The sequence below is a fragment of the Lawsonibacter hominis genome, assembly GCF_014287895.1.
Classification (GTDB): Bacteria; Bacillota; Clostridia; order Oscillospirales; family Oscillospiraceae; genus Lawsonibacter_A; species Lawsonibacter_A hominis.
In genome coordinates this window covers 1-11728 of record NZ_JACOPP010000012.1, presented here as the reverse complement: position 1 = coordinate 11728, position 11728 = coordinate 1, and the positions used below count along the sequence as shown (strand labels likewise).

Here is an 11728-nt window from a genome sequence, read left to right as displayed (position 1 = left end):
GGTCACCTCATTGCGATCCTGGTTTTAGTGATTTGGATCAACCCATCCCGCAGGGCGTCCACATCGGCACGGGTATTTTCCGGAGAAAAGGAAATGCGCAGCACCCCCATCAGGGTGCGCTTGGGCAGGCCCAGCGCGGCAAACACATGGCTTGGCTTACCCTTGTGGCAGGCGGAGCCGGAGGAGACGGATACACCCTGGTCGCTCAGGTCCCGTACCAGCATCTCGCTGGGGTAGCCGGGCAGGCTGACGGCACAGATATGGGGGGCGTCTCCGGCGGAGACCACCTCCAGGCCGGGGACGGCCGCGAGGGTTTCCAGCGCATACTGTTTCAGCGCGGACAGGTGAGCCGGGAAGGAATCGTCCCAGGCGCGGCAGGCGGCGGCAAGGGCCGCGATCTGAGCGGTGGGCTCGGTCCCCGGGCGCCGGCCCTGCTCCTGACCGCCCCCCAGCAGCAGGGGGGACGGCTCCAGCCCCCGGCGGACGTACTGAACGCCGATCCCCTTGGGGGCGCGGATCTTATGGCCGCTGACGGTGAGCAGGTCCGCTCCAAGCTCCGCCGGAGTAAAGGGGACCTTCAAAAAAGCCTGCACGGCATCGGTGTGGAGCAGAGCGGGGCAGCCGGAGCGGCGGATGGCCTCGGCGGCCTGCCGCACGGGCTGCAGGGTGCCCAGCTCGTTGTTGACCAGCATCAGGGATACCAGCGCCGTGTCGGGCCGCAGAGCGGCCTGCAGATCTTCGCAGCGGATGCGCCCGCTCTTGTCCGGCTTGAGGTACGTGACCTCGCAGCCCTGGGCGGCCAGGGCGCGGACCGGCTCCAGCACGGCGGAGTGCTCGATGGCGGATACCACGATATGCCTGCCCCGGCGTTTGTTGAACTCCATGGCGGCATGAATGGACCAGTTGTCCCCCTCCGTGCCGCAGGAGGTGAAATACAGCTCCTCCGCCGCGCAGCCCAGCCGCTGGGCCACAACGGCCCGGTCTTCCGCCAGCCGCGCGGCGGCCGCGCGGCCCGCAGCATGACCGGAGGAGGGGTTTCCAAACCCCTCGGTCATCACTTCCAGCGCGGCCCGGGCGGCCTCGGGGCAGACACGGGTGGTCGCGGCGTTGTCCAGATAGGCGGGCATAAACAGTCACCTCTCAGCAGAGTTCGTACGATACAGCGTTCGCTTATTGTATCGCCCGGGAGGAGGAAAGTCAAGCTTGGCCGCCGGTTGCCAGGCGCTGCGGCTGGACGTATTGGGCACCAACCTGCCCGCGCAGAAGCTGTATACCGCGATGGGCTTTCAGTACAGGACCACCCTGAAACTGTTCTATGAGGATACTGGTACCACGGACTATCTGCTCTACGAGCTGGTCCTGTGATGTTCCCCCGGCAGAAGAATCGGAAAGCGGAGGTCCGGCCAAAGGCCGGACCCCGCTTTCCGATTCCTGGAACGCTTATACCTCCATGATAACAGGCAGGATCATGGGATTGCGTTTGGTCTTCTTGTAGAGGAAATTGGACAGGGCGTTTTTGACCTCGGTCTTGATGGCGGCCCAGTCGGAGCGGGAATCCCGCCGGCAGTTTTCCAAGGAGTTGACAGCCACCCGGCGCAGCTCCTCCATCAGTCCCTCGGACTCCTTCACGTAGACAAAGCCGCGGGTGATGATATCGGGGCCGGAGATGACGCTTCCGTCCTCGCCGGACATGGAGACCACCACCACGATCATGCCGTCCTCGGCCAGATGCTTGCGGTCCCGCAGCACCACGCTGCCTACATCGCCCACGCCGTAGCCGTCCACGAATACCCGGCCGGCGGGCACGGTGCCGTTGATCTTGGCGGAGTTGGGCGTCAGCTCGATGACCTTGCCGATGTCGCTGATGATGATGTGCCGGGGGTCCATCCCCATCTCCTGGGCCAGTTTGGCGTGGGTCTTCAGATGCCGCTGCTCGCCGTGGAGGGGGATGAAGAACTTGGGCTTGACCAGCGCATGGATGATCTTCAGCTCCTCCTGGCAGGCATGGCCGGAAACGTGGAGCGCGCCCAGCCGCTCATTGACCACCTCGGCGTCCTTGCGGTAGAGCTCATTGATGACGCTTCCAATGGAGTTTTCGTTGCCGGGGATGGCGGAGGCGGAGATGACGACCCGGTCGCCGGCCTGAATATCCACCTGACGGTGGGTGTTGAAGGCCATGCGGGTCAGGGCGGACATGGTCTCGCCCTGGCTGCCGGTGGTGATGATGCAGATCTTGTGTTTGGGCAGGCTCTTGATGTGGTTGAGGTCCACCAGCACGCCGTCCGGTATTTTCATATAGCCCAACTCAGTGGACACCCGCATGGCGTTCTCCATGCTGCGGCCGGTGACGGCCACCTTCCGTCCGTACCGCGCGGCCACGTCGATGATCTGCTGGATGCGGTCCACATTGGAGGCGAAGGTGGTGACAATGATCCGCTGCTCACAGCCCCGGAACAGTGCGTCAAAGGACGCGCCCACGCTGCGTTCGCTTTTGGTGAAGCCGGGGCGCTCCACGTTGGTGGAGTCGGCCAGCAGGGCCAACACGCCCTCCTTGCCCAGCTGTCCCAGGCGGCCCAGGTCCATCATGCCGCCCTGGATGGGTGTGGGGTCGATCTTGAAGTCGCCGGTATGGACCACCGTGCCCACGGGGGTCTTGATGGCGAAGCTCACCGCGTCGGCGATGGAGTGGTTGGCGTGGATGAATTCCACGGAGAATTTGCCCGCGCGGACGACCTCGCCCGCCTCGCAGGTAATGAGCTTGGTCTTGTCCAGCAGGCGGTGCTCCTCCAGCTTCAGCTTTACCAGGCCCGCCGTCATGCGGGTGGCGTAGATGGGGGCGTTCACGTCCCGCAGCAAGTAGGGGATGGAGCCGATGTGGTCCTCGTGTCCGTGGGTCAGGAAGATACCCCGAATGCGCTCGCGGTTTTTGATGAGATAGGTAAAGTCCGGGATGACCACATCGATGCCGTACATGTCGTCGTCCGGAAATCCCATGCCCACGTCTACGAGGATCATATCCCCGCCGTATTCGTATACGGTCAGGTTCTTGCCAATCTCGTTGAGGCCGCCTAGGGAAATAATTTTCAGTTTTTCTGCCATAAAAGTATGGAACACTCCTTTTCAAATTGAACGTTATCAAACGGTATGTAAGGACACAGCGGCGGCTTTGGGCGCACCAAAAGAAAGGCGGTCGCCGACCCGTTCTTCCCGGCCCTGCCTCGCCGGGAAAAAGGGCTGCACCAGACCGCCTGGCGCAAGGTATGCCCGCTGTGTCCTGCCTTATCAAAGCGCGATTGCCGCGCATAAAGCCAAATCAATCAATATCAGTATACCACAATTTGCAGGAAAAGTATACCTTTATTTTTGGCCGGACGGATCAGGGTCCAGCGCCCGGACCGTTCCGGCGTAAAAATCGCACAGCTCCCGGGCCAGCTCCGCGCTGACGGCCTCGCCGACCACCCGCAGGGCCGCGCGCCGGGTGAGCGGGGCCAGATACACCCAGCTCTCCCCCTGCCGCAGGCGCAGTCCCGCTCCGGTATCCTCCAGTCCGGGCAGGCCCTCCGCCAGGGCCTGCATCACCGCGCCCCGGTCGCCCCGGAGCGCCACCTCCCGGCGGCAGAGGGAAAAATGGGGGACCCTTCCGGCCAGCGCGTGCAGCCGCTCGCCCGTCACGCCCATATGGGCGCAGATACGGCAGGCGGCGAACAGGGCGTCCCGCAGCCAGGGCAGCTGGGCATAGCGCGCCCGGGCGCGCTCGCCGTCCCGGTTCAGGCGCAAAGCGCTGCCGTGGAAGGCTTCGGCCACGGCGTCGATGGCGGCGGGGGCGTCGGGGGGGACGGCCACGTTCCCTTCGCCCGCCTCGTACTCGATAAGCGCCACGATGGTCAGCAGAACCTCGGGAGAGAGCGGTTCGCCCTCCTCGTCCCAGGCCAGCAGCCGCAGGCCGCCCCGCTGGGTGCGAAATGCGGGCACGCCGGGCCGGGCCTGCCGGCCTACGCAGCAGCCCAGGGCGGACAGCGCCTCTGCCAGGTACCGGTCAGCCGCCGTCCGGCCGAGCACCGATACCTCCGTGTGCCGCAGGGGGGCGCGGCTGAGACGGGCGCGGCGGGCGGCGTCGGCGGAATAGGCCGCCCCCACGCCGGAGACGATCTCCCGCCGCCCTACCCGGCAGGCCGGGACGCGGGATTGCTCGCCCCGAAGAAGGGCGCCCTCCAGCTTGCGCTCCTTGGCCCGGCCAAGGGGCAGGCCCTGCCGGTCGAAGAGGCGCAGGTAGGCCATATCCTCCACCTGTTCCACAAACAGGGAGACCGGCAGGGACCAGTTTTCCGCCAGCCAGGCCGCCGCGGAGGGACCGGCGGCGTCGTGCTCCAATACCTTGGCCCCGGCGGCGCAGACGCCGCAGCAGGCCGCCTGGGCCAGCATCCGGGCGCCCTCGCCGCCGCAGTGGCCGACGCCTACCGTGCCTTCGGCGCCCAGGGCGCCGCCCAGCAGGAGCAGCACCTCTGCCGTCAGCTCTTCCCCAATGGAGCCCCGGAGGATCCCACCGTCGGAAAAGGAGGGGGGCCCCGAAAGGGAACCGGAGGTCAGGCAGGCGCCCAGCCGCACCCCGTCGCCCACCACCCGGCGGGGCCAGACCCTGGCCCCCTCCAGCAGGATCGCGTCCCGGCCGGCTGCGGCCCCTTCGCCCAGCACCGCGCCTTCGTTGAGGACGGCTCCGGTATGGACACGGGCATCCTTGCACAGAATGGCGCCGTAAAGTGTGGTGCGGTCGCCCGCCGATGCGCCGTGGAACACGCTGCGCTGGATCAGCGCGCGCTTGCCCACGGTGCTTCCCGCGCCCAACGCTACGTGGGGGCCGATGAGGGAGCCGGGGCCTACGGTCACGTTGGCGCCGAGATAGCAGGGGGGCACCAGTTCCACGTCGGCAGGCAGAGGACTGGCCGACCAGATGCCGGGCGCCACCCGGGCCGCGCCCAGATCCAGCTTCACCTTGCCTGAAAGCGCGTCGGCCACGCAGTCCAGATAGGCCCTGCAGTCTCCCATATCGCACCAGTAGCCCTCGCTCACACAGCCGTACAGGGCCTCGCCGCGCTCCATCAGCGCTGGAAACAGGTCCCGGGCAAAGTCGAAGGGCTTGCCCTCGGGCACCAGATCCATGGCGCGCCGGGTGAGCAGATAGATGCCGGTGTTGACCTGATTGGTGACGACCTGTCCCCAGGCCGGTTTTTCCACAAAACGCTCCACCCGGCCCTCCGGGTCGGTGAGCACCAGGCCGTATTCCAGAGGCGTGGGGTGCCGGTGGAGCACCAGGGTGGCCGCCGGGCGGCGGGTGGCGTGGAAGTCCATGGCCTGCTTCAGGTCCAGGTCGCACACCGCGTCGCCGCTGATGACCAGAAAGTCCTCGTCCCCCAAAAAGGGCATGCAGTTTTTTACGCCGCCCGCGGTACCAAGGGGCTCCGTCTCGGTAAAGTAGCGCAGGTGCACGCCCTGGACGGCCCCGTCCCCAAAATGATCGGTGACCGCCCGGGGCATGTAGTGGAGCGTGACGGCGATCTCAGTAATGCCGCTGCGGCGCAGCAGGGAGATGATGTGTTCCATCACGGGCTTGTCGAACAGGGGGGTCATGGGCTTGGGCAGTCCCAGACTCAGAGGGCGCAGACGCGTCCCCTCTCCCCCGGCCAAAATCACGGCTTTCAAACGGAAACCATCCTTTCAGGCGTTTTCCGCTAGTATTGCCCGTCTGCAGGGGATTTAGCCCGTCAAACTTGTCTTTCTGGAAAGACTGTGCTAAAATGAGCAAAAAGTTGGTTCGGAGGCCGATATGGAAGAGATTCGTCCGGGGAAATACCGGCATTTCAAGGGAAAGGAATACCGTGTGCTCACGACCGCCTGCCATTCGGAGACGCTGGAACGCATGGTGGTCTACCAGGCCCTTTACGGCGAGGGGGGCGTGTGGGTGCGTCCGGCGGCCATGTGGGGCGAACTTGTGGAGCGGGACGGCTATTCCGGCCCCCGTTTTGTGTTTGTGGAGGAATAGGGACATGAACCTTCAGATCTTCGGCAAATCCAAATGCTTTGATACCAAGAAGGCTGAGCGGTATTTCAAGGAGCGGCGGGTCAAGTTCCAATCCATCGACCTGGTGAAGTACGGCATCAGCCCCGGGGAGCTCAGCAGCGTGAAGAACGCCGTGGGGCTGCAGGCGCTCATTGACCCCAAGCACCCGGATGCGGCCCTGCTGAATTATCTAGCCTGCGACGCGGACAAGCTGGAGAAGCTGCTGGCCGATCCGCGCCTGCTCAAGACCCCGATCGTCCGCAACGGCAGGCAGGCCACCGTGGGCTATCGGCCTGAGGTCTGGAAAAACTGGGAATGAGGGCTTGACGGGTGCGCGATGCCGTGGTATAGTGAACGGGCGGCAGGTTCTGCCGACAAAGGAAATGAAAGGGAGTGGGCATATGAAAAAGACCGTCAAAACCGTGCCGCTCCCTGCCCGTTCTGCCGTGTGATGTTCTGCGCATTTCGCAGCTGCAGTGAAAAAGGGCCCGGAGCGGTAGCGATCCGCCCCGGGCCTTTTTGCGCCCAAATTGGAAAGGAGAACTGCAAATGATCACACTACAGGAAATTCATATGGAACAATTCTGGGACGTCATCGACCTGTCCGTCCGGCCGGAGCAGGCGGAGTTTTGTACCTCCAACGCCGTTTCCATCGCCCAGTCCAAAGTGCAGAGCGAGTGTATTCCCCTGGCCATCTATGACGGGGAAACGCCGGTGGGCTTTCTTATGTACTGCGTGGACCGGGACGACGGGGAGTGGTGGATCTACCGGTTGATGGTGGACGCGCGCTTCCAGGGGAGAGGCTGCGGTACGGCGGCGCTTGCGCTTGTGTTGGAGCGGATGCGTGCCGACGCCACCCGCAGCCGGGTCTTTCTGGGCGTGCATCGGCAGGCCGCGGCGGCGGTGGCGCTCTATGAGCGCGCCGGCTTTCGTTTCACCGGTCAGGTATTCGGCGCAGAGCATATCATGCGCCTGGATTGGTAAGGAGGAAGCGCTATGAAATGGATCCAGACCCACGCCCTGACGGCGCGGCAGCAGGAGCAGATCCGGTCCCTGCAGGAGACCTGCCGCCGGGCGGAGCCCTTTGGACACAGCGTGTTCCTTTCGGGGGAGCTCAACCACTTTGGGGAGATGGACTGCTTTTTCCTGGGCTATGAGGGGCAGGCGCTGGCGGCCGTTCTGACGCTGTTCCAGCCGGATGCGCGGGAGGCGGAGGTAACCGCCTTCGTCCGCCCCGACCTGCGGCGGCAGGGGCGCTTTACCGCGCTCTTTGCCGCCGCCCGGGCAGAGCTGGAACGCTTCGGCGTCTCTTCGGTGCTGTTCTTCCACGAGCCGGTGTGCGCCAGCGGGGGAGAAGTGCTCAAGCGCTTTCCAGTGGAGCGCCACCATACGGAATATCTGATGGAATATGACCGGACGGCTGCGCCGGCCGTTCCGGTCCTGCCTCTGGAGCTGGAGCCGGCGACGCGGGAACTGCTGCCCCGGCTGGCGGAGCTCTCGGCCGCCGCCTTCGGGGACGCGGCGGCCGATTCCAGAGAGAAGGTGGAGCGCTTTTTTACCGCGCCTGCTGTGAGCGGCTATGCCGCGCGGCTGGATGGACGCGTGGCGGGGCACCTGTTCTGCAACACCGAGGGCGGGGAGGCCTACCTCTGCGACTTTTGTGTGGAGCCCGCCCTCCAGGGGCGGGGGATCGGCCGGTCGATCCTGGCGCTGGTCCTGGCGCGCGTCCGGCGGGAGACCGAGCTGCCCATCCGGCTGGAGGTGGACGCGGTCAACGACCGTGCGCTGGGACTGTATACCGCCTGCGGCTTCCGGGAGACCGCACGGTGCGATTACTGGCGCATGGCGCTGTGACGGCGGCGCAGCGGGACGCTACAGCTCTTTGCAGAAAAAATATTGTCCATGTGTCCCGAAGCAGGGCTCCAGAGCGCCGAAACAGCGGTAGCCCTGCTTTTCATAAAAGCCCGGCGCCTGAAACGAAAAGGTGTTCAGCAGAACGCGCCGGGCGCCCTGGCGCCGTCCCTCTTCCTCCACCCGGCGGAGCAGGGCGGCGCCCAGGCCGTCCCCGCGGGCGGAGGGCTCCACATACAAAAAGTCCACCGTCACGCAGTCCAGGTCCCGGGAGGCGGCAATGCCGCCCAGCGGCGCTGCGTCCGGCCCCCGGACGCAGAAATTCAGTTCGCCGCAGTCGGTGATATATTGGGCGTTATACGCCCGGATGCGGTCGTGGACCCAGTCTGCCGTGTCCGTGCCGCAGGGGTCGATCGGAATGCCGTTCACAGAGATTCCTCCTTCCGGTACAGGCGCTGTACGGCCTGCAGCTGTGCGTTCAGCTCGTCCACCGCCCAGGCCGGGGAACAGACCTCCACCCCGTCGCCCAGGCCGAAGATCCAGCCCAAAAACTGGGGGCTGACCACGGCGGAGACGGTGACGGTGAACCGATCCTCCCCATCGGGGATGAGAATGGCCTCCTGGCCGAAGCGGTCCAGCACCACCCCCACCAGGTGGCTGCGGCAGCGCAGGCGCACCTGTCCCTCCCGGCCGGAAAACATACCGAAGTGTTTTTGGGAATAGGATGCAATATCGAAGTTCCGGCACGCCTCGTCCCCCTGAAGGGGCAGGCAGGTCACGGCCAGTTCCGCCATCTTGTCCACCCGGTAGTGGCGCATCTCGCGCCTGGCGTGGTCAAATCCGGCCAGGTAATAATTCTCGTTGTCCCAGATCAGTCCGTAGGGGGACACGGCGTAGCGCTTCCCGTCCCGGCGGAAGACCTTCTCCTTGCGCATGTTGTACTCGAAGTATTTGAAGGTCACCGCCCGGCGGGCGTTGAGGGCCGTATGGAGCTTGTCGATGGTGTAATAGACGCTCTCGTTCATCGCCTTCACACGCCCGGCCACATAGACCTGCCGCTGGAGCTGGCGGGCCTGATGGACGCTGGAGAGGGACTCCAGCTTGCGGATGAGCGCGTCGCTCTTCCTGCGGGTGATAAAACGGCAGGCCTGCACCGCGTCCACCAGCAGCTTGAGTTCGGGCAGCTCAAAGGGACGCTCGCCCAGAAACCAGCCCGGAGCCTTCCCCTTGCGGCTCTGCACGTCCAGGCCGAAGGTGCGCAGCGTCTCCATATCATCGTAGATGCTCTTGCGCTCGGCATGGATATCCATGCCCTCCAATGCGTCGATGAGCTCCTGTACGGTCAGGGGATGCTCCTCGTCGGTGCGCTCCCAGAGAAGCTGGCACAGGCAGAGCAGTTTGCGTTTTTGGTTGGGGCTTCTCGCCATATCCATTCCTCCTTCCTATGCTTATCCTAACGGAGAAGAGGTCCGATAGATCGGACTTTTCCGAGGCGGGCACGAAACAAAGCCGCGGCCCTTGAGGGGCGGGGCGTTTCAGGCGCTTTGCCCCTGTTCGAGTACGGGGAGCGGACGGGATCGTCCGAGCCCCGCCGGGCACCGCTTTGCAGCAAGGCCTGAAGGGTGTAAAAAAGGCTGCTGCCGCGCGAAGAAACCGCAAAGCGGCTTCTTCAGCAGGCAGGTATAGTATACCGTATGCTGCCTGAGAAAGCGAGGATTTTTGTATGAGAGCTGTGGTCTGCGTTCCCATCTGCCCCCTCCATGTCCGTCCCCAGGCCGATGCGCCCCTGGCCGACGAGGCGCTGTGCGGCTGGCCCCTGGAACTGCTGGAGCAGCCCTGCCCCGGGTGGTTCCGGGTGCGTACCCGGTACCGCTATGAGGGGTTTGCCCCCGCCTGGGCCCTGACGGTGGGGGAGGGGGGAGCGGCGCGCTGGGCGGAGCGGGAAAAGCGGCTCGTCTGGAAGGCGGCCGCCGATGTGCTGGACCGCCCCGCCGTCCAGGGATGCGTCATGACCACGCTGCTGCGGGGCAGCCTGGCGGCCCCTCTGGGAGAGGCGGAGGAAGGCTGGCAGGAGCTGGCCCTTCCCGATGGCCGGACGGGCTATACAAAACGTGATTTTTTGGAAGAATACTACGAAACGGCGCCTCAAATCGACCCGGCGGCCCTGCGCCGCCGGGTGGCCGACGCGGCCTTGGCCTACTTGGGCGTCCAGTACCGTTGGGGCGGCAAGTCCTCTCTGGGGCTGGACTGCTCGGGCCTGACCTTTATGGCCTGGTTTGCAAACGGCGTGCTCCTGTATCGGGACGCGCAGATCGTCCCCGGCTTCCCCGTGCGGGAGATTCCCCGGGAAACGATGGACGTGGCCGACCTGCTCTTTTTCCCCGGACATGTGGCGCTGTATCTGGGCGGGGGGCGGTATCTCCACTCCACCGCCCGGGCGGGGAGCAGCGGCGTGGTGATCAACAGCCTGGACCCGCTGGCGCCCGATTACCGGTCCGATCTGGCCCAGTCCCTCACGGCGGTGGGGAGCGTGTTTCCGCTGGAAGAATGAGGCGGAAAACGGCGGCTTTACGGCCGTCCTCTCCCTGATGGAAAGACTCCGAAGGGCTTTCTGGCAAGCGGAACGGCGTTTCCCGGCAGACCTGCCGGGAAACGCCGTTCTTTTTTATTTGCGCTGCCTGTCCCGGACAAAGATGTGCTTCACGTGGGGCAGACTGGTCTGGCGCACGTCCACCTCGAAGCGGTCCAGCGCGCGTACCAGATTGGTGAGCTTGGAAAAGCCGAAGTTCCGGGGATCGAAATCGGGCTGCTTTTTCACCAGCAGATTGCCCAGATCCCCCATAAAGGTGTACCCGTCCTCGTCGGCCAGCATATCCAGGGAGTCCGCGATGAGCGTAATGATCTCCGGCGGCACGCCGTCGGCGGGCCCGGGAGCGGACGGCTCCGGTTCGGGGGCCGGGGAGGGATCTTCCGGCTTTTTCTTGGAGCTTTTCTTGGTTTTTGCGGTCTTTTCTTCTCTGGGAGGCTCCGTCCGGGCCTGTTCCTCCGCCCGCGCCTGGTCCGCGGCGGAACGGATGACCTCGATATAGACGAATTTGTCGCAGGCCACGATGAAGGGAGAGGGGGTCTTCCGCTCTCCCATGCCGTAGACCTTTTTGCCTGCCTCCCGCAGGCGCACGGCCAGGCGGGTGAAGTCGGAATCGCTGCTGACCAGCACGAAGCCGTCCACCTCCCCGGTGTAAAGGATATCCATGGCGTCGATGATCATGGCCGAATCGGTGGAATTCTTGCCGGTGGTGTAGCCGTACTGCTGGATGGGGGTGATGGCGTTCTCCAGCAGGATCGGTTTCCAGGAGGCCATGTTGGGGGTGGTCCAGTCCCCGTAAATGCGCTTGATGGTAGGGGTGCCGTAAACGGCGATCTCCGCCATCACGTCCCGCATGGCGGTGCGGGAGGCGTTGTCCGCGTCGATGAGCACCGCCAGACGCAGGTCGTTGGGATTGTCGGGCATGTCGGTCCCTCCTTGTTTCAAAAGTAGTATAGCACAAAACAGCTGCAATTGGCAATCAAATCCAGTCAAAAGCCGTAAAACGCGAAAAAACTTTAAAAAGCAACTTGACTTTTTCGGGGCGAGAACTATAATGTAGTCGCCAAAGGGGGCAGGGAGGCTTCGAAGAAGAAGCCGGCATGCCGCCCTATCTTTGGCACTGTAAAGTAAACATGAAAAGTTAGGACCCAAAAATCAGCCAATATCTCTACGCAACGAGCAAAAGCTCCCGTTTGCGCTTTTTGGACAGTTTAAGACCGGCACACTGAGCTGGA

The 11728-nt window shown here is 64.3% G+C and carries 12 protein-coding genes; 6 read left to right on the top strand and 6 right to left on the bottom strand.

What is annotated here, in order from left to right; translation table 11 throughout:
* Nucleotides 1-2: 2 nt before the first annotated feature.
* Nucleotides 3-1127: a cysteine desulfurase family protein gene (locus H8S57_RS09790; RefSeq protein WP_186907906.1), complete on the bottom strand. Its 1125-nt coding sequence runs from the start codon at nucleotides 1125-1127 to the stop codon at nucleotides 3-5.
* 76 nt (nucleotides 1128-1203) lie between these two features.
* On the opposite strand from H8S57_RS09790, the gene H8S57_RS09785 reads away from it, so the two are divergent.
* Entirely contained in the window at nucleotides 1204-1365 is a 162-nt protein-coding gene (locus H8S57_RS09785) for an N-acetyltransferase (RefSeq protein WP_186907905.1), read from the top strand.
* A 75-nt stretch (nucleotides 1366-1440) separates the two neighbouring features.
* Here H8S57_RS09785 and H8S57_RS09780 read toward each other — a convergent pair whose 3' ends face one another.
* Together H8S57_RS09780 and H8S57_RS09775 are read right to left on the bottom strand one after the other, a co-directional pair.
* Complete coding sequence (locus tag H8S57_RS09780) at nucleotides 1441-3099, bottom strand: ribonuclease J (protein WP_186907904.1); 1659 nt, start codon at nucleotides 3097-3099, stop codon at nucleotides 1441-1443.
* Nucleotides 3100-3357: 258 nt separating this feature from the next.
* A complete protein-coding gene (locus H8S57_RS09775; protein WP_369807611.1) occupies nucleotides 3358-5688 on the bottom strand; it encodes a sugar phosphate nucleotidyltransferase in 2331 nt (776 codons plus the stop codon).
* A 133-nt stretch (nucleotides 5689-5821) separates the two neighbouring features.
* Here H8S57_RS09775 and H8S57_RS09770 point away from each other — a divergent pair, with 133 nt between their 5' ends.
* The 4 genes from H8S57_RS09770 to H8S57_RS09755 all read left to right on the top strand — a co-directional run bounded on the left by H8S57_RS09770 (nucleotide 5822) and on the right by H8S57_RS09755 (nucleotide 7909).
* A complete protein-coding gene (locus tag H8S57_RS09770) occupies nucleotides 5822-6037 on the top strand; it encodes a DUF1653 domain-containing protein (RefSeq protein WP_186907902.1) in 216 nt (71 codons plus the stop codon).
* 4 nt (nucleotides 6038-6041) lie between these two features.
* Nucleotides 6042-6374, top strand: a complete 333-nt coding sequence (locus tag H8S57_RS09765; protein WP_186907901.1) for an arsenate reductase family protein — start codon at nucleotides 6042-6044, stop codon at nucleotides 6372-6374.
* A 230-nt stretch (nucleotides 6375-6604) separates the two neighbouring features.
* Nucleotides 6605-7039, top strand: coding sequence for a GNAT family N-acetyltransferase (locus H8S57_RS09760; RefSeq protein WP_186907900.1), 435 nt, complete (start codon nucleotides 6605-6607; stop codon nucleotides 7037-7039).
* A gap of 12 nt (nucleotides 7040-7051) precedes the next feature.
* The gene (locus H8S57_RS09755) at nucleotides 7052-7909 is read left to right on the top strand and encodes a GNAT family N-acetyltransferase (protein WP_186907899.1); all 858 of its coding nucleotides are present in this window, start codon (nucleotides 7052-7054) and stop codon (nucleotides 7907-7909) included.
* Between the two features lie 18 nt (nucleotides 7910-7927).
* On the opposite strand, the gene H8S57_RS09750 is transcribed toward H8S57_RS09755, so the two are convergent.
* Complete coding sequence (locus H8S57_RS09750) at nucleotides 7928-8335, bottom strand: GNAT family N-acetyltransferase (RefSeq protein WP_186907898.1); 408 nt, start codon at nucleotides 8333-8335, stop codon at nucleotides 7928-7930.
* Nucleotides 8332-9333, bottom strand: coding sequence for a helix-turn-helix transcriptional regulator (locus H8S57_RS09745; protein WP_186907897.1), 1002 nt, complete (start codon nucleotides 9331-9333; stop codon nucleotides 8332-8334). The genes H8S57_RS09750 and H8S57_RS09745 overlap by 4 nt, the downstream gene beginning before the upstream one ends.
* 296 nt (nucleotides 9334-9629) lie before the next feature.
* Here H8S57_RS09745 and H8S57_RS09740 point away from each other — a divergent pair, with 296 nt between their 5' ends.
* Complete coding sequence (locus tag H8S57_RS09740) at nucleotides 9630-10457, top strand: C40 family peptidase (RefSeq protein WP_186907896.1); 828 nt, start codon at nucleotides 9630-9632, stop codon at nucleotides 10455-10457.
* Nucleotides 10458-10571: 114 nt separating this feature from the next.
* On the opposite strand, the gene H8S57_RS09735 is transcribed toward H8S57_RS09740, so the two are convergent.
* A complete protein-coding gene (locus H8S57_RS09735; RefSeq protein ID WP_186907895.1) occupies nucleotides 10572-11417 on the bottom strand; it encodes an NYN domain-containing protein in 846 nt (281 codons plus the stop codon).
* Between the last annotated feature and the right edge of the window lie 311 nt (nucleotides 11418-11728).

Excerpts from the sequence above, each read along its gene's own strand:
- H8S57_RS09790 (WP_186907906.1), bottom strand. The coding sequence starts at position 1,127 with ATGCCCGCCTATCTGGACAACGCCGCGACCACCCGTGTCTGCCCCGAG.
- H8S57_RS09780 (WP_186907904.1), bottom strand. The coding sequence starts at position 3,099 with ATGGCAGAAAAACTGAAAATTATTTCCCTAGGCGGCCTCAACGAGATT.
- H8S57_RS09770 (WP_186907902.1), top strand. The coding sequence starts at position 5,822 with ATGGAAGAGATTCGTCCGGGGAAATACCGGCATTTCAAGGGAAAGGAA.
- H8S57_RS09765 (WP_186907901.1), top strand. The coding sequence starts at position 6,042 with ATGAACCTTCAGATCTTCGGCAAATCCAAATGCTTTGATACCAAGAAG.
- H8S57_RS09760 (WP_186907900.1), top strand. The coding sequence starts at position 6,605 with ATGATCACACTACAGGAAATTCATATGGAACAATTCTGGGACGTCATC.
- H8S57_RS09755 (WP_186907899.1), top strand. The coding sequence starts at position 7,052 with ATGAAATGGATCCAGACCCACGCCCTGACGGCGCGGCAGCAGGAGCAG.
- H8S57_RS09745 (WP_186907897.1), bottom strand. The coding sequence starts at position 9,333 with ATGGCGAGAAGCCCCAACCAAAAACGCAAACTGCTCTGCCTGTGCCAG.
- H8S57_RS09740 (WP_186907896.1), top strand. The coding sequence starts at position 9,630 with ATGAGAGCTGTGGTCTGCGTTCCCATCTGCCCCCTCCATGTCCGTCCC.
- H8S57_RS09735 (WP_186907895.1), bottom strand. The coding sequence starts at position 11,417 with ATGCCCGACAATCCCAACGACCTGCGTCTGGCGGTGCTCATCGACGCG.